This is a genomic window from Ramlibacter sp., assembly GCF_028291745.1.
In the GTDB taxonomy this organism is placed as follows: Bacteria; Pseudomonadota; Gammaproteobacteria; order Burkholderiales; family Burkholderiaceae_C; genus Ramlibacter.
This window is the reverse complement of sequence record NZ_JAQGNQ010000074.1, coordinates 1-20,148: the sequence shown is the minus strand read 5'-3', so window position 1 is coordinate 20,148 and position 20,148 is coordinate 1. Positions and strand designations below refer to the sequence as shown.

General features: G+C 69.7%; 15 protein-coding genes. 13 read left to right on the top strand and 2 right to left on the bottom strand.

Translation table 11 applies throughout. The features are described from left to right. Positions 1 to 34 precede the first annotated feature (34 nt). Both JWP60_RS13930 and JWP60_RS13925 read right to left on the bottom strand, forming a co-directional pair. Complete coding sequence (locus tag JWP60_RS13930; RefSeq protein ID WP_299792238.1) at positions 35 to 799, bottom strand: metallophosphoesterase; 765 nt, start codon at positions 797 to 799, stop codon at positions 35 to 37. A 5-nt stretch (positions 800 to 804) separates the two neighbouring features. After that, a complete protein-coding gene (locus JWP60_RS13925; protein ID WP_299792235.1) occupies positions 805 to 4,254 on the bottom strand; it encodes a transglutaminase family protein in 3,450 nt (1,149 codons plus the stop codon). A gap of 193 nt (positions 4,255 to 4,447) precedes the next feature. Between JWP60_RS13925 and JWP60_RS13920 the strand changes: the two genes are divergently transcribed. From JWP60_RS13920 to JWP60_RS13860, 13 genes are all read left to right on the top strand, one after another. Beyond that, positions 4,448 to 6,061: a protein kinase gene (locus JWP60_RS13920; protein WP_299792233.1), complete on the top strand. Its 1,614-nt coding sequence runs from the start codon at positions 4,448 to 4,450 to the stop codon at positions 6,059 to 6,061. After that, complete coding sequence (locus JWP60_RS13915; protein WP_299792230.1) at positions 6,061 to 6,894, top strand: serine/threonine-protein kinase; 834 nt, start codon at positions 6,061 to 6,063, stop codon at positions 6,892 to 6,894. Before JWP60_RS13920 ends, JWP60_RS13915 begins: the two co-directional genes overlap by 1 nt. Beyond that, a complete protein-coding gene (locus JWP60_RS13910; RefSeq protein ID WP_299792227.1) occupies positions 6,894 to 7,772 on the top strand; it encodes a response regulator in 879 nt (292 codons plus the stop codon). The genes JWP60_RS13915 and JWP60_RS13910 overlap by 1 nt, the downstream gene beginning before the upstream one ends. 3 nt (positions 7,773 to 7,775) lie before the next feature. After that, complete coding sequence (locus JWP60_RS13905; protein ID WP_299792224.1) at positions 7,776 to 8,138, top strand: response regulator; 363 nt, start codon at positions 7,776 to 7,778, stop codon at positions 8,136 to 8,138. A 23-nt stretch (positions 8,139 to 8,161) separates the two neighbouring features. Next, the gene (locus JWP60_RS13900) at positions 8,162 to 10,372 is read left to right on the top strand and encodes a chemotaxis protein CheA (protein ID WP_299792221.1); all 2,211 of its coding nucleotides are present in this window, start codon (positions 8,162 to 8,164) and stop codon (positions 10,370 to 10,372) included. 41 nt (positions 10,373 to 10,413) lie between these two features. Continuing rightward, positions 10,414 to 10,923: a chemotaxis protein CheW gene (locus tag JWP60_RS13895; RefSeq protein WP_299792218.1), complete on the top strand. Its 510-nt coding sequence runs from the start codon at positions 10,414 to 10,416 to the stop codon at positions 10,921 to 10,923. A gap of 1 nt (position 10,924) precedes the next feature. After that, entirely contained in the window at positions 10,925 to 12,232 is a 1,308-nt protein-coding gene (locus JWP60_RS13890) for a methyl-accepting chemotaxis protein (RefSeq protein WP_299792216.1), read from the top strand. Between the two features lie 127 nt (positions 12,233 to 12,359). Continuing rightward, positions 12,360 to 14,078 (top strand): methyl-accepting chemotaxis protein, encoded by a 1,719-nt coding sequence (locus tag JWP60_RS13885; RefSeq protein ID WP_299792213.1) that lies wholly within the window; start codon positions 12,360 to 12,362, stop codon positions 14,076 to 14,078. Between the two features lie 8 nt (positions 14,079 to 14,086). Continuing rightward, the gene (locus JWP60_RS13880; RefSeq protein WP_299792210.1) at positions 14,087 to 14,944 is read left to right on the top strand and encodes a CheR family methyltransferase; all 858 of its coding nucleotides are present in this window, start codon (positions 14,087 to 14,089) and stop codon (positions 14,942 to 14,944) included. Positions 14,945 to 14,954: 10 nt separating this feature from the next. Next, the gene (cheD, locus tag JWP60_RS13875; protein WP_299792208.1) at positions 14,955 to 15,557 is read left to right on the top strand and encodes a chemoreceptor glutamine deamidase CheD; all 603 of its coding nucleotides are present in this window, start codon (positions 14,955 to 14,957) and stop codon (positions 15,555 to 15,557) included. Then, positions 15,554 to 16,606, top strand: a complete 1,053-nt coding sequence (locus tag JWP60_RS13870; protein WP_299792205.1) for a chemotaxis response regulator protein-glutamate methylesterase — start codon at positions 15,554 to 15,556, stop codon at positions 16,604 to 16,606. Before cheD ends, JWP60_RS13870 begins: the two co-directional genes overlap by 4 nt. Before the next feature lie 54 nt (positions 16,607 to 16,660). After that, positions 16,661 to 19,108, top strand: coding sequence for a DNA internalization-related competence protein ComEC/Rec2 (locus tag JWP60_RS13865; protein WP_299792202.1), 2,448 nt, complete (start codon positions 16,661 to 16,663; stop codon positions 19,106 to 19,108). A gap of 67 nt (positions 19,109 to 19,175) precedes the next feature. Further along, on the top strand, positions 19,176 to 20,148 hold a 973-nt coding region (locus JWP60_RS13860; protein WP_299792199.1), incomplete at its 3' end, for a circularly permuted type 2 ATP-grasp protein.

Sequence of the window (20,148 nt, the reverse complement as noted above, 5' to 3'; positions counted from 1 at the left end):
GCGGGCGGGATGGGACGCGCGCAAGTTGGGGGTGCTAGTTCAACTCGATCACGAGTCCCGGATCGAACCGTGCGTTTTCCTGCTGCCCCTCGCGCAGGTAGCCGCGCGGATTGCAGACCACCCGCGTGCCGGCCACGTCATAGTCGAAGCTGTCGTGCGTGTGCCCGTGCACCCACAGCTGCACGCGGTTCGCGCCCAGCAGATGCTCGGCGTCCGAGACGAAGCAGACGTTGACCGGCGCGCCGGCAAAGCGCGGATGGATGCTGCGCGGCGAGGGCGCGTGATGCGTGATCACCACGGTCGGTCCCGCCTGCGACTGCGCCAGCCTTTGCTGCAGCCATTCGCTGTGCTGGCGGAACAGGCCAGCGGAATGCTCCGGCGTCAGCAGCGTGTCCTCTTCCTCGCGCAGGCGAATGCGCTGGAAGTCGCGCATGAAGCGCGTGGCCGCTGCGATGCCGGCCTCACGCACGGCGCCGGGACCGAACACGTTGAAGTCGGTCCACAGCGTGGTTCCGAGGAAGCGCACGCCGTCCAGCGTCAGTTCCTCGTCGTCCAGCACGTGCACGTGGGTGTCCGCGCACAGTTCATGCAGCAGCCGGCGCGTGCCGTCCACGCTGGCGCCGTAGAACTCGTGGTTGCCCGCGACATACAGCACCGGCTGCCGGAAGCGGCGCGCCCAGGCGATGGCCTCGCGCGGGCGAGCGATGTCGCCGGCCAGCACCACCACGTCGGCGTCGGTGTCGGGCGGATCGAATCCCGCCTGGCTCAGGTGCAGGTCCGACAGGACGTGCAGCTTCATCGGCTTCAGGACCGCTGCCGGCGCAGGTCGAGCGTGAACGGAAACTCGCGGCTGCCCGGCACGTCGATGCTGGCGGGCGGCACCTGCATCCGCCCCGGGGTGTGCCCCATGCGGAAGAAGCGGGCGAGCCGGCGGCTCTCGGCCTCGTAGGCATTGACCGGGAAGGTCACGTAGTTGCGGCCGCCCGGGTGCGCCACGTGGTACTGGCAGCCCGCGACCGAGCGCTTCATCCAGGTATCGACGATGTCGAAGGTCAATGGCGCATGCACGCCGATGGTGGGATGCAGCGCCGAGGGCGGCGCCCACGCCTTGTAGCGCACGCCGGCCACGAACTCGCCGGAGGTCCCCGTGGACTGCATCGGCAGCGGCCGGCCATTGACGGTGACGACGTAGCGGCTTTCGTTCAGGCCGGTTGCCTTCACCTCGATGCGCTCGAGCGAGGAGTCGACATAGCGCACCGTGCCACCGGCCGCGCCTTCCTCGCCCATCACGTGCCAGGGCTCCAGCGCGTTGCGCAGCGTGAGTTCCATGCCCATGGCCTGCAGGTCGCCGGCCACCGGGAAGCGGAATTCGAAGTGCGGCGCGAACCACGACGCGTCGAACTCGAAGCCCGCCTGCCGCATCTCCGCGATCACATCCTGCAGGTCCATCCAGATGAAGGTGGGCAGCAGCCAGCGATCGTGCAGCTCGGTGCCCCAGCGCGTGACCGGCGCGCGACAGGGCTCGCGCCAGAAGCGCGCCACCAGGGCCCGGATCAGGAGCTGCTGCACCACGCTCATGCGGGCATGCGGCGGCATCTCGAAGGCGCGCAGTTCCAGCAGGCCCAGGCGGCCAGTGGGGCCGTCGGGCGAATACATCTTGTCGATGCAGAACTCGCTGCGGTGCGTGTTGCCGGTGACGTCCACCAGGATGTTGCGCAGCGTGCGATCCACCAGCCACGGCGGCATGCCCACGCCGTAGACCTGCCGATTGCGCTCGATCTCCTTCAGGGCGATCTCCAGTTCATAGAGCTGGTCGTTGCGCGCTTCATCGACCCGCGGGGCCTGGCTGGTCGGGCCGACGAACATGCCGCTGAACAGATAACTGAGGCTCGGGTGGTTGTGCCAATAGAGCAGCAGGCTGGCCAGCAGCTCGGGCTTGCGCAGGAAGGGCGAATCGGCGGGCGTCGCCCCGCCCATCACGAAGTGGTTGCCGCCGCCGGTGCCGGTATGGCGGCCATCGGTCATGAACTTCTCGGCGGACAGGCGCGTCTCGAAAGCCGCCTGGTACAGGAACTCGGTGTGCTGCACCAGCTCGCCCCAGTTGTGCGCCGGGTGGATGTTGACCTCGATCACGCCCGGGTCCGGCGTGACCTGCAGCACTTTCAGGCGCGGATCGCGCGGGGGCGTGTAGCCTTCCAGCACGACACGCACGCCCAGTTCTTCGGCCGTCGCCTCGATGGCGTCCAGCAGTTCGAGGTAGTCCTCCAGCCGGGCCAGCGGCGGCATGAAGACGTGGATCAGGCCGCTCTTGCCGCCGTGCTCGCGCTCGGCCTTCGGACCGTTGGCGCGCTGCGGATCGCGCACTTCCACGCACAGCGCGGTGCGCGTGATCCAGGCGGCGGACTCGTTGCGGGCCGGCGTGCGCGTCGCCAGCGTGGCCGATCCGGGTGCGCCATCGCCGTGCGCGCTGGCGCCCGCGTCGCCTTCAGCACCCCCCACCTCGCCGTGGCGCGGATCGCCCGGCCGGTATTGCGACCGCACCTGGGTCGCGAGCGGCAGCGGCGCCCGCTGCTCGAAGGGATCGACCGGGATCATGCGCGGCGTGTCGCCCTCATTGGCCCAGGGCAGCGAATCGAGCGGCAGCCGGTAACCCATGGGCGAATCGCCCGGGATCAGGTAGAGGCGATCGTCGCGCACGTACCAGGGGCCGGTCTGCCAGCGGCCGCCGGAAAGTTCCGGTTGCACGTCGGGCGCCTGCAGCGGCAGCACGTAGCCGACCACCGCATCGAGCTTCTGCTCGAACACGCGGCGCAGGCGGGCACGTTCGAGTTCGTCGTCGAGACGCGAGTCGAAGGGGTCGACGTTCACCGGCAGCTTGCGCTCGCGCCACAGGTAATAGAAGACATCCTCGTAGGCCGGCTGGATGAAGCGATCGGGCAGTCCGAGCTTGCCGGTGAGCGTGCGCACGAAGCGCTGCGCATCCTCGCTGGTGTGCCGGGCAGGCACGCGCTCGTCGGCAAACAGGGCGGGGTTGCGCCAGCAGGGCTGGCCGTCGGCGCGCCAGTAGATCGACAGCGCCCAGCGCGGAAGCTGCTCGCCCGGATACCACTTGCCCTGCCCGAAGTGCAGGAAGCCGCCCTGGCCGTATTCGGCGCGCAGCTTCTGCACCAGCTCCGTCGCATAGCCGCGCTTGGTGGGGCCGAGCGCGTCGGTGTTCCACTCGGCGCCATCGCGATCCGAGACGGCGACGAAGGTCGGCTCGCCGCCCATGGTCAGGCGCACGTCGCCGGCCTCCAGCGCCTGGTCGACGGAGTCGCCGAGGGCCAGCACGCGCGCCCACTGTTCCTCGTCGTACGGCTTGGTCACGCGCGGCGACTCGTGGATGCGCGTCACCTGCATGTGGTGGCTGAACTCCACCTCGGCGTCGTCGACCAGGCCTTCGATCGGCGCCGCGCCCGAAGGCTGCGGCGTGCAGGCGAGCGGGATGTGGCCTTCGCCGGCCAGCAGGCCGGAGGTCGGGTCGAGGCCGATCCAGCCCGCGCCCGGCAGGTAGACCTCGCACCACGCATGCAGGTCGGTGAAGTCGACTTCGGTGCCGCTGGGCCCGTCGAGCGCCTTCACGTCCGACTTCAACTGGATGAGGTAGCCGGAGACGAAGCGCGCGGCCAGCCCGAGGCGGCGTAATAGTTGCACCAGCAACCATCCGGAGTCGCGGCAGGATCCGCTGGCAAGCTGCAGGGTCTGCTCGGGCGTCTGCACGCCGGGCTCCATGCGGATCAGGTACTTGACGTCGCCCTGCACCTGTTGGTTGAGCGCCACCAGGAAATCGATGGTCGGCCGCTGCCGGCGATCGATCTTCTCCAGGTAGCCCGCCACCAGCGGCGTCAGCGGCTCGCAAGCCAGATAGGGCGCGAGCTCCTCGGCGACGGTGGGCTCGTACTTGAACGGGAAGAAATCGGCGCTCGGCTCGAGGAAGAAGTCGAACGGGTTATACACCGACATCTCGACCACGAGGTCGACGGTGACCTTGAATTCGGTGGTCGGCTCGAGAAAGACCAGGCGCGCCTGGAAATTGGCAAAGGGATCCTGCTGCCAGTTGATGAAGTGCTTGACCGGGTCGACGCGCAGCGAATACGAGACCACCTTGCTGCGGCAATGCGGCGCCGGCCGCAGGCGCACCGTCTGCGGCCCCAGCTTCACCGGACGGTCGTACTTGTAGTGGGTGACGTGGTTCAGTGCAGCGTGGATGGACATAACCGGCAATGTAGCAACGAGTGCGCCAGGGATGGGCCGACCCGCCCGCCCGTCGGCATCTGTTGCCGGCTGGCGACCCACTGATGAGATTCGGCGGCGTCTCTGCAACAGTCGCGCTGCGGAGCTGAGCCGTAAGGCAATTGCGTGACAAATTGCCGAGGCAATTCCACGCCGCCAGCTACCATGTAACCAAATGCGACAATCCCTCGAAGATCGATCTCCCGCCGAAGCGCCGCACGCGCCCGGCGCTGGCGACTTCGCGGCATCCACGCTGCTCAGCTCGACACTGGGCGGGGACACCAGTGTTGCCGAGGGCGCCACTGTTGCCACCTTCGTGTATGCCCGGCTGCACCATTTCTCGGCAGTGTGCAACGCAATGGCGCCCGAGGACGCCTCGGCGTTCGTGAATGAGGTGCGTCGCATCCTCACCGAGCAGGTGCTCAAGCTCAATGGCGAGGTGGCGCAGCGGCGACCCGATTCCATCCTGGCGGTGTTCAGCAACCGGGCCGACGACCGCAAGCCCAACCATGCCCAGCGCGCCTTGCATGCCAGCATCCTGCTGACGCACGAGGCGGCGCTGCTGGCCCAGGCCATCGCCGGTCGGCCGCAGTTCGCGCACCTGCCGATGCTGTCGCTCGCGGCAGGCGTGCACCTGGGCACCGCCGAACTGTCCCGCCGCGGCAATGGCGCCAAGGTGCAGGCGATCGGCGACGCGGTCGAAGTGGCGCGCCTGCTCGAGGTGACGGCGATGGACCTGAACTGGAGCATCGCCGCCTCCTCCGGCACCCGGCTGGCCTCCGCCGGGCGGGCCGAAGGCGGCCGCATCGGCTCCGTCGCCTTGCCTGACAACAGCTTCATCGACATCGTCGAAATCGCCGGCCTGGTGCCCCGCAAGGGCTCCAACACGCCGCCGCGGGTGTTCGAGATGCTGCGCGAGGCGATCGCCGCCAACCAGCAGGCCCGCAAGCGCACGATGGCCGGGGGTGCGGGTGCCGGGTCCGGGTCGGGCGGGCAGTTCCTGATCGAGGGCTACCGCGTCCTGCGCAAGATCGGCGAAGGCGGCATGGCTTCGATCTTCCTGGCGCAATCCGCCGAGGGCGGCCCGCCGCAGGTGCTCAAGGTGATGCGCATGGACCGGGCGGTCGAGGCCGACGGCCTGCAGCGCTTCATCCAGGAATACGCCTTGCTGGCGCAGATCCAACATCCGAACGTCGCGCGCATCTTCCGCCAGGATTTTTCCCTGGCGCATGCGTACATCGCGATGGAGTACTTCCCGCAGGGCGACCTGCGCGCGCGCATGAAGGCGGGCCGGCTCGATGCCGACACCGCGCTCTCGTACATCAAGCAGACCGCTGCCGGCCTGGCGGCGATCCACGCCGTGGGCATCGTCCACCGCGACCTCAAGCCCGACAACCTGATGCTGCGGCAGGACGGCAGCCTCGCGCTGGCGGACTTCGGTGTCGCCAAGCAGGTCTCGATGAAGATCACCGACACCGGCGACGGCGACATCGTCGGCACCCCGTACTACCTGAGCCCCGAGCAGGCGCTGGGTCACACGGTGGATGCCCGCTGCGACATCTACAGCCTGGGCGTGCTGGCGTACGAGCTGCTCACCGGCCGCAAGCCCTATCACGCAGGCTCCGCCCACGAGCTGCTGCGCATGCACGTGCAGGACCCGGTGCCGCTGCTGCCACCCGAGCACGCGCAGCTGCAGGCCGTGATGGAAAGCATGATGGCCAAGGACCGCGAGCAGCGCTATCCCGATGCGGCCACGCTGCTGCACGACCTGGCGCAGATGGGACTGTGATGTTCGCGCCGCTCCCTCACATTCCGGCGGCCACGCGCCGTGCGCCCGGCTCCGCCGTCACGGAGACGCCGCGCATTCCCGGCTACCGCCTGCTGCGCGCCATCGGCAGCGGCCGGCGCAGCACCGCGTGGCTGGCGCAAGACCTCGAGCGCGGTGGCGAACTCGTGCTGAAGCTGCAGGCGGCGCGGGGCAGCGCGCTGCACTGCGAGGCCGCCGTGGCGGCCCGCGTGCAGGGCGACGGCCTGGTGCACGTGGTCGACCATGGCCGCACTTCGCAGTGGGGCTACCTGGCCATGGAATACGTCGCGGGCGGCGAGCTGGCCGCACGCATGCGCGCCGGCTTGCCACGCGAGCAGGCCCTGACGCTGTTCGCGCAGGCCGTGGGCGCCGTCGCCGAACTGCATCGTGCCGGCCTGGTGCACCGCGATCTCAAGCCGGCCAATTTCCTGTTGCGCGCCGACGGCCGCCTGGTGCTGGCCGACTATGGCCTGGTGGTCGCGGCCGGCCACAGCGATCCGCGGTTTGTCGCAGGCGCCGTGTTCGGCACGCCGCGCTACGCGGCGCCCGAGCAGTTGCAGGGCGCCCCTGCCGCGCCGGCCGCCGATGTCTACAGCCTCGGGGTGCTGCTGCACGAGATGCTCGCTGGCCACCCCCCTTTTCCGGGCGAGACGCTGATGGAAGTTCTTTCCCAGCATCTGCTCGCCCAACCTGCGCGCCTGCCGGAGCCGCTCGCGGACCTGCAGGCGCTGGTGGACCGCATGCTTGCGAAACAGGCACAACGCCGGCTTCCGGATGCGGACGCCGTGCTCGGCCTGATCGGCCAGAGGTGCTGATGACCCTGAATGAACAATACCTGGTCGACGTGATCGGCTTCAACCCGGTGGAGCGCTCGATGCTGACCAGCATCTTCGCGCTCGCTGCCCGGCGCGATCCCGGCTTCGTGCAATACGACCCCGCGACCACCGGCACCGGCAGCGCCGACATTTACCTGGTGGATGCCGAGAACCCCGAGGCGCTGAACGAATTTCGCATGCTGTCCAAGCGGAGCAACCTGCCGGCCGTGATGGTCGGCCCGGAGGGCGACAGCCTGGGGTTCCCGACGCTGCCGCGTCCCTTGCAGTGGGCCCGCCTGCTGCAGGCCCTGGAAGAGACCGTCGCTTCGGCCGGTGGCTCGGGCCCGCGCGCGGCGCGCGACGACGAGGGCACGCTGCCCCTGGGCAAGACCTTTTCGGCCAGCCTGGCGGGCCGCACGCAGCCGGGCGGCCATGGCAGCGCGCTGGACGAAGCCGCTGCGCACAAGCGCGCGGCCGGCGACACCGTGCTGGTGGTGGACGACAACGCCTCGGTGCGCATGTTCATGAAGGCCAAGCTGGCGCCCTTCAACTTCGAGGTCGATTTCGCCGAGACCGGCGAAGAGGCGGTGGGGCTGACCGGCACGCGCGAATACACCTGCGTGTTCCTCGACGTGGTGCTGCCCGGCATCGACGGCTACCAGGTCTGCAAGCTGATCAAGGCCAACAAGCAGGCGATCAAGAAGACCGCGGTGGTGATGCTCACCAGCCGCAGCTCGCCGTTCGACAAGCTGCGCGGCTCGCTCGCCGGCTGCGACGAGTACCTGACCAAGCCCCTCGACGAGGACCGCCTCCTCGAGGTGATCGCCAAGTTCCTTCCCTCCAGCCGCCGCAAGCGCGAGCGGTCACTGAGCAAGTAAGCAATGAGCAAATCGATTCTGGTGGTGGACGACACCCGCTCCATGCGCGCCATGGTGGCCGCCGTGCTGCAGGGTGCCGGCTATGAAGTGGCCGAGGCCGGCGACGGGGTGGAGGCGCTGGAGCTGGCCCGCGCGCGCGTGTTCGACCTGGTGGTGACCGACCACAACATGCCGCGCATGGACGGCGTGACCCTGGTGCGCGAACTGCGCGCGCTGCCCAATTACGACCCCGTCGCGCTGATCGTGCTGTCCACCGAGGCCAGCACCGAGCTGAAACAGAAAGGCCGCGACGCCGGCGCCACCGGCTGGATGGCCAAGCCCTTCGATCCGCAGCGCATGCTGGACATCGTCGGCAAGTTCATCTGACGGCGGACCGGGAGAAGTACCCCATGTTCCAGCCCGCCAACGCCTTCGGCGACCCGCTTGCCTTTCGCACGATCTTCTTCGAGGAGGCGCAGGAGCACCTGGCCAACGTCGAGGCCATCCTGCTGCGCATGGACACGGATGCGCCGCATCCCGACGACCTGAACGCGATCTTCCGGGCGGTGCACTCGATCAAGGGCAGCGCCGCCATGCTGGGCTGCAACGAGATCGCGGCGCTGACCCACCTGCAGGAAAACCTGCTGGACCTGCTGCGCAAGGGCGAGCGCCCCATAGCCGGCGACGACGTCAATGCCATGCTCAAGGCGGGCGACGTGCTGCGCCTGCAGGTGCTGCACCGCCGCGGCTCGCTGCCGGAGGCGCCGGACGCGCTCGCCGTGGAAGCGCTGCTGCGCGACCGCGTGGCGCAGCCCGCCAGCGATGCAGGGGCGGGCCAGACCGGTCCGGTCACCCGCAACTTCCGCGTGAAGCTCGGTCCGCTGGCGCAGGCGATCGACGAGATCGAGCTGGACATGATGCTCACCGGCCTGTCCGAAATGGGCGGGGTGCAGGACACGATCGTGGACAACACCGAAGGCGGCAGCGTGAGCTTCGACGTGCTGCTGCAAGGCGCCGCGGCCGACCTGCAAAGCGTGCTGTCGCTGGTGGTGGCGCCGGAGCTGATCGCCATCGAGACGCTGGGCGTGGTGGCCACGCAGTCCGCAGTGCCGCCGCCGGCGAGTGCGCCCGCCGCCGTCGCGCGCGCCGCGACCGCGGAGGAGATCGACGAATTCTTCGTCGACCCGGCGGAGTTCCGCAAGAAGAAGCAGCAGCCGCAGTCCCCGGACGAGGGACGCGATGAATTCTTCGTGGATCCGGCCGAGTTCAAGCGCAAGGCAGCACAGCCGGCTCCTGCGTTGTCGCTGCCGCCGCAGGAAGCGCCCGACAACGTCGACCTGTTCGTCAGCCCGGAGGAATTTCGCCGCCAGCGCCAGCCGCAGCCGGTGGCCGCCGTCGCCAGCGATGCGCACGATCCCGTGCTGCCGATCGCGCAGGACGCCACCTTCATCCGCGTCTCCACCGAGAAGATCGACCTGCTGGTCAACCTGGTCGGCGAACTGGTGATCACCGAGGCGATGCTGGCGCGTACCGGCGCCCTGGCCGAAGCCGGCAGCGAAGGCCGCTACAGCGCCAACACCGGCCTGGCCGATCTCTCGCGCCACACGCGCAACCTGCAGGAGGCGGTGCTTGCCATCCGCATGCTGCCGATCTCCAACGTGTTCCAGCGCTTCCCGCGCGTGGTGCACGAGCTCTCCGCCCGCCTGGGCAAGAAGGTCGAACTGAAGCTTGCGGGCGAGGGCACCGAGCTCGATCGGGGGCTGATCGAGAAGATCTCCGACCCGCTGATGCACCTGGTGCGCAATGCCATCGACCACGGCCTCGAACTGCCCGAGGCCCGCATTGCCGCCGGCAAGCCGGCCGCCGGCACGGTGACGCTCAAGGCCAGCCAGCGTGGCGGCAACATCGTGATCGAGGTGATCGACGACGGCCGCGGCCTGGACCGCGAGCGGATCCTCGCCCGTGCCAGGCAACGCGGCATGGGCATCTCGCCCGAGGCGCCCGATGCCGACGTGTTCCAGCTGATCTTCGAAGCCGGCTTCTCCACCGCGGAAAAGGTGACCGACCTGTCCGGCCGCGGCGTCGGCATGGACGTGGTGAAGCGCAACATCCAGGCGCTGGGTGGCACGGTCGATCTCGGCTCGGTCGCGGGGCAGGGCACGCGCGTGACCGTCAGCGTGCCGCTGACGCTGGCCATCATGGAAGCGATGACGGTGGCCATCGGCACCGAAACCTACGTGCTGCCGCTGGCCACGGTCGTCGAATCGCTCAGCGTGAGCAACAACGAGCTGCATACGCTGCCCGGTCACGGCGACACGCTGCGCGTGCGCGAGGAGTACCTGCCGGTGCTGCACCTGGCGCACATCTTCCCGCCGCAAAAGCCGCGCGAACATGGCGGCGGCATCGCCGTGATCGTCGAGACCGACGGCTCCAAGGCCGCCCTGCTGGTGGACGAACTGGTCGGCCAGCAGCAGGTGGTGGTCAAGAGCCTCGAGACCAATTTCCGCCGGGTGCCCGGGCTGTCCGGCGCCACGGTGATGGGCGACGGCTCGGTCGCCCTGATCCTGGACGTGGCGCACCTGGTGCGCCTGTCCGGGCGCGCAGCGGCGATGCTGCGCTGAGCCGCGTCGGCCGCCAGAATTTCGAACAAGGAGAGAGATCCATGCAAGCAACGCTGCCGACCACCGCCACCAGCGGCAAACCGGTCGTCGACACCCAGGCCAGCGAGTTCCTGACCTTCCGCCTGGGCGCGGAAAGCTACGGCATCGAGATCCTGAAGGTGCAGGAGATCCGTGGCTTCGAGGCGCCGACGGCGATCGCCAATGCGCCCGCCTTCATCAAGGGCGTGATCAACCTGCGCGGCGTGATCGTCCCCATCCTCGACCTGCGCGTCAAGTTCCGCCTGAACGAGGCGCGCTACGACGAGTTCACCGTGGTGATCATCCTCAACGTCGCCGGCCGCGTGGTGGGCGTGGTGGTGGACTCGGTGTCGGACGTGCTGACCCTGGCCAGCGACGCGATCCGGCCCACGCCCGAATTCGCCTCCGCCACCTTCGACACCAAGTACATCACCGGCCTGGGCACGCTCGACGACCAGATGATCATCCTGCTCGATATCGAGAAGCTCATGACCGGTGCCGACATGGCGCTGGTCGACGGCGCGGTGCACTGAGATGGCCGCGGTCGACGTCCTCCTCCACGGCGAGCTCGGGCCTGCCCCGGCGCACCACGCGGCCCATGGCGTCGACCGCGCCGCCACCGGCCTGTTCCGGCGCGGCACCATCCGCACGCGCCTGACCATCGCCTTCCTGGCGTTGCTCGCAGCCCTGGCGGGGCTGGGGTGGCTGGGCGCCTGCCAGTTGCAGCAAGTTGCCGATGTGGCGCGCGGCCATCCGGACCCCGACGCGCTGCAGGAAGCGGCGCGCTCCGCGCAGGTGCTGTTGCTGGGCGTGACCGCCACGCTGGTGGTGTTGGGGTTCGCCCTGTGCTACCCGCTCACCGTCGCCATCGTGCGGTCGGCGCGAATCGCGGCCAAGATTGCCAAGCGCGTCGCTGCTGGCGACCTCACCGTGAAGGTGCGTACCGGCGGCAACGACGAAGTCGCGCAGCTGATGTCCGCGCTGGCCGACATGACGGACATGCTGCGCAACGTGCTGGGCCACGTCGTGCAGGGCGCGCACACGGTCACGCAGACCAGCGGCCAGATGATGCAGGGCAACCTCGACCTGTCGCAGCGCACCGAGGAACAGGCCAGCACGCTGGACGAGACGGCGAGCTCGATCGAGCAGCTCACGGCCACCGTGGGCCAGAACGCCGAGCACGCGCGCCAGGCCAGCAAGCTCGCGGCGGACGCGGCCGCCGTGGCGCGGCGCGGCGGCGAGGCGGTGGACCAGGTCGTGCGCACGATGGACGAGATTTCGGACGCGTCGCGCCGCATCGGCGAGATCATCGGCGTGATCGACGGCATCGCCTTCCAGACCAACATCCTGGCGCTCAATGCCGCGGTGGAGGCAGCGCGTGCCGGCGACCAGGGCCGCGGCTTCGCCGTGGTCGCGGCCGAAGTGCGCAGCCTCGCTCAGCGCAGCGCCACGGCGGCGCGCGAGATCAAGGGCCTGATCGCGACGGCGGCAGCGCGCGTGATCGATGGCGGCAACATGGTCGATACCGCGGGCCACACGATGGTCGACGTGGTGTTGTCGGTGGAGAAGGTGAGCGCGCTGATCGCCGAGATCGCGCAGGCGAGCCAGGAACAGAGCATGGGCATCGTCCAGGTGAACACCGCCGTGGGCCTGATGCAGCGCGTCGTGGAGCGCAATGCCTCGATGGTGGAGCGGGCGACGCAGTCGACCGAGACCATGAGCGAGCAGGCCGCTGGCTTGCTGCAGGTGGCCTCGCGTTTCCGGCTGGAGGCCCAGGTGCCCACGCGCGCGGCCCGGCCGCAACCGCGCAAGGGCCTGGTGTCGCTGCTGCGGGGCGGCTGATGGCTGAAGCGATGGACCCGAACCATTTTTTGCAGCCGACGGGCAGCGAGGCAAGACCTCCTGCAGTCCATTCGTCGAGGAGAGAAGTCATGAACGCGTACGTGGGGCAGGAAAGGGAAACCGAGAAATGAAAATCTGGCACAAGATCCTGGTGGCGCCGGCCGTCGCCATCGTGTTCCTGCTCGCCTTGGGCGCGGTGTCCTGGCAGATGCTGAACCGGCAGAACGCCGCGCTCGAGGACCTGGCGCGGGTGCGCATGGTCTCCTCGCAGATCGCGGCCGAGGCGTCGGGTGACCTGAGCGAGGTGCACTCGAACGTGTACCGCCTCTTCACCTGGATCGCCAACCTCAAGGAAGACCAGATCAAGAAGGTGAGCGACGAACAGCACCAGCGCATCGAGGTCCTGGTGCGCAACCTGTCGACGCTCGAAAAGCAGCCGGGCCTGAGCGCCCCCGAGAAGAAGCTGCTGGGCGACATCCAGCCGATGCTGACCAAGTACCGCAAGATGGTGGACGACGCGATCGACATGAGCTCGATGGACGTCGCCACCGGCGCGATGTCGATGCAGGCGGCCGATGCGCAATACCTGTCCGTGCTGAAGGACCTGAGCGCGCTGGTCGCGCTGGAAAAGAAGATCGGCGCCGACAGCTATGAAGCGGCCGCCGCCGCGGCGCGCGCCGCCATGGGCGTGCTGCTGGCCATCCTGGCCGCCGCCGTGGTGTCCTCGCTGGCGATCGCGTTCATCCTGAGCCGCGCCATCGTGCGGCCGCTGCACGACGCCATTGCCACCGCCGACCAGATCGCGCACGGCGACCTGAGCGTAGCCGTGCACGTGCGCGGCAGCGACGAGACCGCCGACCTCCTGCGCGCCTTGTCCTCGATGGCCATGAACCTGCGCCAGCTGGTGAGCGAAGTGGCCAACGGCTCGCACATGGTGGCCGACACCAGCGCGCAGATCGCCCAGGGCAACCAGGACCTCTCGCAGCGCACCGAGGAACAGGCCAGCACGCTGGAGGAAACCGCCAGCTCGATGGAGGAACTGACTTCCACCGTCTCGCTCAACGCGCAGAACGCGCGGCAGGCGAGCCAGCTGGCGGTCGGCGCCTCCGAGGTCGCGCGCAAGGGCGGCCAGGTGGTGGGCGAGGTGGTGAGCACCATGAACGGCATCTCCGAGTCCTCGCGCAAGATCGCCGACATCATCGGCGTGATCGACGGCATCGCCTTCCAGACCAACATCCTGGCGCTGAACGCCGCGGTGGAAGCGGCGCGCGCCGGCGAGCAGGGCCGCGGCTTCGCGGTGGTTGCCGCCGAAGTGCGCAACCTGGCGCAGCGCAGTGCCGCCGCCGCCAAGGAGATCAAGACGCTGATCGGCGAATCGGTCAACAAGGTGGACAACGGCGCCAAGCTGGTGGATGCCGCCGGCCGCACGATGCAGGAGATCGTCGCTTCGGTGAAGAAGGTGAGCGACCTGATCGCCGAGATCGCCGCGGCCAGCGAGGAGCAGGACGCCGGCATCCAGCAGATCAACACCGCCGTCACGCAGATGGACCAGGTGGTGCAGCAGAACGCTTCGCTGGTGGAAGAGGCCGCCGCCGCGACCGAGTCCATGAAGGGCCAGGCCGCCAACCTGCTGCAGATGGTGGGACGCTTCAAGCTCGGCGAAGACGACGAGCACCCGCCGCTGCGCCCGACGCCGGCGCGCGAGAGCGCGCCCGCCATCGCCGCCGCTTCGATCGGCCCCATCGTGGTGAAGCCGAGGGCCGCCAAGCTGCCCACCGGCTTTGCCGCGGCGCTGCGTGCGCCCGCCGAGAAGCTCGCCGCCCGCGGCGAGTGGAAGGAGTTCTGAGGCGCGCCATGGCAGCAGTGCCCGGCTCCTTCGCGCTGACGAGCGATCCCCTGCTGGCGGGGGATGCGGCGACCCTGTTGAACGACGGGGACTTCGCCACGGTGCGCCAGCTGATCGCCGATTACGCCGGCATCAAGCTGACCCTGCAAAAGCGCAACATGGTCTACAACCGCCTGTTGCGCCGCCTGCGCACGCGCCGCGTCGGCAATTTCGGCGAGTACCTCGAGCTGGTGCAGCGCGAAGGCTCGGACGAACGCGAGGCCTTCGTGAATGCGCTCACGACCAACCTCACGGCGTTCTTCCGCGAGCCGCATCACTTCGAGCTGCTGCATGAACACGCGCAGCGCCGGGCGCAGGAGCGCGGCGCGCCGCTGCGCTGCTGGAGCAGCGCCTGTTCCACGGGCGAGGAGGCATGGTCGATCGCGATGGTGCTGCGCGAGGCGGGCTGCGCCGGCGAGGTGCTGGGCACCGACATCGACACCGAAGTGCTGGCCACCGCGCAGGCGGCCATCTACCGCATGGAGCGCACGACGTCGCTGCCGCCGGAGCGGCTGCGCCGCCACTTCCTGCGCGGCGCCGGCAGCAACGAAGGCCTGGTGACCGTGCGGTCCGAACTGCGCTCGCTGGTGCGCTTCGGCCAGCTCAATCTGCAGTCGCCCGTGTGGCCGGCGCAGCAGCGCTACGACGTGATCTTCTGCCGCAACGTGGTGATCTACTTCGACCGGGAATTCCAGAAGAAGCTGCTCGCGCGCTTCGCGGACCTGCTGGTGCCGGGCGGCCTCCTGATGGTGGGCCACTCCGAGAGCTTCCCCGCGGCGCACCCGGGCTTCCGTTCGTGCGGCCGCACCGCGTACGAGCGAACCTAGGAAGTCCGCTTTGAACGCAACCTCGGTCCCCCTGCAGTACTTCGACCGGGAGTTCCAGGTCGAAGCCGTCAAGATCCTGCCCGGCCAGTACCACGCCGGCCGCCAGGGCGCGATCACCACCGTGCTCGGCTCGTGCGTGTCCACCTGCCTGTGGGACCCCGCGGAGCGCATCGGCGGCATGAACCACTTCATGCTGCCCGGCGACGGTGCCAGCCCCGGCTCGCCCTGGGCCGCGTTGGCGCGCTTCGGCGTCTACGCGATGGAAGTGCTGATCAACGAGATGATCCGCCTCGGCGCCGACCGCCGCCGCATGGTGGCGAAGGTGTTCGGCGGCGCGCAGCTGCTGGCGGGGTTCGACCGGCTCGATGTCGGCGCCAAGAATTCGGAGTTCGTGCTGGAGTTCCTGCGCGTCGAAGGCGTCCGCGTGCTGGCGCAGGACCTGCTGGATGTCTGCCCGCGCAAGGTGCACTTCTTCGTCGACAGCGGCAAGGTGCAGGTCAAGCGCCTGCCGATGGCACCGGCCGAGCCGGTGCAGCGGCGCGAGCGCGAATACCTCAAGGGGCTGGCGGGCAAGGGCGGCGGCGAGGTCGAGATGTTCTCGGCGCCGCGATGATCCGCGTCCTGGTCGTCGACGATTCGGCGGTGATGCGCGCCTTCCTCGGGCGCGTGGTCACGGCGCAGCCGGACATGGAGCTGCTGGGCGCCTCGCCCGATCCGCTGCTGGCCATCGAGCGCATCCGCCGCAACCCGCCCGACGTGATCACGCTGGATGTCGAGATGCCGCGCATGAACGGGCTCGATTTCCTGCGCAACCTGATGGCGGTGCGGCCGCTGCCGGTGATCATGATCTCCTCGCTCACGCGCGAGGGCGCGGAGACGACCATGCGCGCGCTGGAACTGGGGGCGGTCGACTTCTTTCCCAAGCCGGCGAACTTCGACGGCCTGGAGGCGACGGCGCAGGAGATCGCCGAGAAGATCCGCGCCGCGGCCAGTGCGCGGATCGTGCGCCGGGTGCGGGCCGCACCCGCGGCGCCGGCCGCGGCAGCGAAGGTCAAGATCAGTGCGCCGCTGCCGGCGCCGGTGGCCGGCGCGCCGCAGCGCGTGATCGGCATCGGCGCTTCCACCGGCGGCGTCGAGGCGCTGCGCGACCTGCTGGCGCCGCTGCCGGCGCACATGCCGCCGATCGTGATCGCGCAGCACATGCCGCCGGGCTTCACCGACACCTTCGCGCGCCGCCTCGACACGCTGTGCCGCATCCACGTCAAGCAGGCCGAGGACAACGAGGTGGTGCGCGCCGGTGTCGCCTACATCGCGCCGGGCGGGCGCCACCTCGTGCTGGCCCGCCGCGGCGCCGGCTACTGCCTGCGCGTGACCGACGACGCGCCGGTCAATCGCCACCGGCCTTCGGTGGACACGCTGTTCCGCTCGATCGCGCGCTGCGCCGGCAGCAAGGCGGTGGGCGTGATGCTCACCGGCATGGGTGGTGACGGCGCCGAGGCGATGCTGGAAATGAGCCAGGCCGGTGCCTACACGATCGCCCAGGACGAGGCGAGCTGCGTCGTCTTCGGCATGCCGCGCCAGGCGATCGCCGCGGGCGGCGTGCGCGAGGTCGCGCCGCTGGCCGACATCGCCGGCCGGCTCGAAGCGCTGACGCTCGCCTGAGGCGCTTCCTCCAAGTGCAGGAGGGCCCCCGGCCCCGCCGCGCGTTGAACGCGGGTGAGCAAGCGTGCCGCCGCACCGTCCGGGACAGCGATCGCACCCGTCCTGCTGGGCGTGGTGCTGGGAGCAAGCGCGCAGTTGCAGCAGCCCGGGCTGTGGCCGCTGGCGGTCTACCTGGCGGGCGCACTGCTGGCCTTGTCCTGCCTGCTGCTGGTGCTGCGGCTGCGCCCCGGGAGCGCCCGGGGCGTGGCGCTGCTGGTGACGAGCACGGTGCTGTGGTTCGCGCTCACCGGCTGGCGTGCTGCGTCGTATACCGAGACTGCGCTGGCCCCGGCGATCGAGGGACGCGACCTGCTCGTCACGGGCCTCGTGGCCGCGATGCCGCATCGCAACGAAGGCGGCCTGCGTTTTCGCTTCGAGCCCGAGTCGGCGCGGCTGGGTGATAGCGCGGTCGTCGTGCCGCCGGCCTTGCTGCTCGGCTGGTACGTGGACGAGGGCAGGCCGGGCGCCGGCCCGGGGGCGCAACGCCAGCCAGCCGACCTGCGCCCGGGCGAGCGCTGGCAATTGGCCGTGCGCCTGAAGGCGCCCCACGGCAACGTCAATCCGCACGGCTTCGACTATGAACTGTGGCTGTGGGAACAGGGGCTGCAGGCGACCGGCTACGTGCGCGCGGGACCGCGCGACCCGCCGCCGCGGCGGCTGGCCGTGACCTGGGCCAAGCCGGTGGAACAGGCGCGCCACGCGGTGCGCGATGCCATCTACGCGCAGGTGCCGGATCCGCGCCTGGCGGGCGTGATCGCGGCGCTGGTAGTGGGCGACCAGGGAGCGATCGAGCGCGCCGACTGGGACGTGTACCGCGCCACCGGGGTTGCCCATCTGATGAGCATCTCGGGATTGCACATCACGATGTTCGCGTGGGCCGCAGGCGCGCTGGTGGGGCTGCTCTGGCGCCGCAGCGTGCGCCTTTGCCTGGCATGGCCCGCGCAGCACGCCGCGCGCGTCGGCGGCGTGCTGCTGGCCACGGCCTATGCAGTGTTCAGCGGCTGGGGCGTGCCTTCGCAACGCACGGTGTTGATGCTGGCGGTGGTCGGCCTGCTGCGCCTGGGTGCGCGCGAGTGGCCGTGGCCCTGGGTGTGGCTGCTGGCGTGCGCCACGGTCGTGGCGGTGGATCCCTGGGCGCTCACTCAGGCGGGCTTCTGGCTCAGCTTCGTGGCCGTCGGCGTGCTGTTTGCCAGCGGGCCCGCGCACGCACCGGCCGCGGCGGGCGAGGAGCGACGCTGGCCCCAGCGCTTGCGCGCGGCGGTCGGCGCCATGCTGCGGGAGCAGGGCATCGTCACCCTGGCATTGACGCCGTTGACGTTGTTGCTGTTCAACCAGGTGTCGCTGGTGGGCCTGCTGGCCAACCTGCTTGCGATTCCCTGGGTCACGCTGGTGGTCACACCGCTGGGGCTCGCCGGCGTGCTGTTCGGGCCGGCATGGACCCTGGCAGCCGCGGCCGTCCAAGGGCTGGCCCTCTTCCTGGGCTGGCTGGCCGCGCTGCCGTTCGCAACCTGGTCGGCGCCGGCTCCGCCCCTGTGGGCCGCGGCGGCCGGCATGGTGGGCGGGCTGCTGCTCGCGATGCGCCTGCCGTGGACCGTGCGCGCGCTCGGCGTGCCCTTGCTGCTGCCGGTGCTGCTGTGGCAGGCGCCGCGGCCGCCGCCCGGCGAGTTCGAGTTGCTGGCCGCCGACATCGGCCAGGGCAACGCGGTGCTGGTGCGCACCGCCACCCATGCCCTGGTCTACGACGCCGGGCCCGGCTACAGCCGCGAGACCGATGCCGGCCAGCGCGTGCTGGTGCCGCTGCTGCGCGCGCTCGATGAAAGCATCGACCTGCTGGTGCTGAGCCACCGCGACAGCGACCACACCGGCGGTGCGGCGGCCGTGCTGGGCATGCAGCGCCAGGCGCGCCTTCTCAGTTCGCTGGAGGCGGGCCATCCGCTGCAGACGCTGCGCCCGTCCGAGCGCTGCGTCGCCGGCCAGTCCTGGGAATGGGACGGCGTGCGCTTCGAGGTGCTGCATCCCCAGGCCGCCGACTACGAGCGACCGGCCAAGCCCAACGCCCTCAGTTGCGTGCTGCGCATCGCCAACGCGCACGCTCGCGTGCTGCTGGTGGGCGACATCGAAAAGGCGCAGGAGGCCACGCTGGCCGCGAGCCCGGAGCGGCTACGCGCCGACCTGCTGCTGGTGCCCCACCACGGCAGCCGCACGTCGTCGACTGCCGCCTTCCTGGATGCGGTGCGGCCCTCTCAGGCGCTGGTGCAGGCGGGCTACCGCAACCGCTTCGGCCATCCGGCGCCGGACGTGGTGGCGCGCTATCTGGCACGCGGTATCGCCGTGACGGCCTCCCCCGCCTGCGGCGCCGCCGCCTGGGACTCGCGCGTGCCGGCCTTGGTGCGGTGCGAGCGGAAGGTCGAGCCCCGCTATTGGCACCATCTTGCGGCGCCCGACTACAAGCTTGGTGCATAGCCAGCATCCGCGCTGGCCCTCCAATGGCCGGGAACTTGCTATCCTGTCTCCCGAAGAAAGCGCACCCATGCAGAAATTCGACGAGATGTTCGCCCAGGTTCCCGATAGCGGCGCGCTGCAGTTCCAGGGCCAGTCGATGGGCGGGATGTCGCAGGTCCAGGGGCAGGGCGTGCGTGACCACTATCGCACCTACGCCGACTGGCTGGGCCGGCAGCCGGACGAGATGATGCGCTCGCGGCGCGAAGAGGCGGAGATGATCTTCCGCCGCGTCGGCATCACCTTTGCCGTCTACGGCGCGAAGGACGAGGACGGCTCGGGCACCGAGCGCCTGATTCCCTTCGACCTCATCCCGCGCATCATCCCGGCGGCGGAATGGCGGATGATGGAAAAGGGCCTGGTGCAGCGGGTGACCGCGCTCAATCGCTTCATCCACGACGTCTACCACGAGCAGGAGATCGTCAAGGCCGGCGTGCTGCCGCTGGCGCAGATCACCGGCAACGCGCAGTTCCGCCGCGAGATGGTGGGCGTGAACGTGCCGAACAACATCTACTCGCACATCGCCGGCATCGACATCGTCCGGGCCCCCAACGGCAAGGGCGAGGCCGAGTACTACGTGCTGGAAGACAACCTGCGCGTGCCCAGCGGCGTGAGCTACATGCTGGAAGACCGCAAGATGATGATGCGGCTCTTCCCCGACCTGTTCAGCGCCTACAAGGTGGCGCCGGTGATGCACTACCCGGACCTGCTGCTCGAGACGCTGCGCGCCTCGGCGCCGCCGACCACCGACGAACCCACCGTGGTGGTGCTGACCCCGGGCATGTACAACAGCGCCTACTTCGAGCACGCCTTCCTCGCGCAGCAGATGGGCGTGGAGCTGGTCGAAGGCCAGGACCTGTTCGTGCGCGACAGCTTCGTCTACATGCGCACCACGCGCGGGCCCAAGCGGGTCGACGTGATCTACCGGCGGGTCGACGACGACTACCTCGACCCGCTCGCCTTCCGCAACAACTCGAGCCTCGGCACCGCCGGCCTGCTGAACG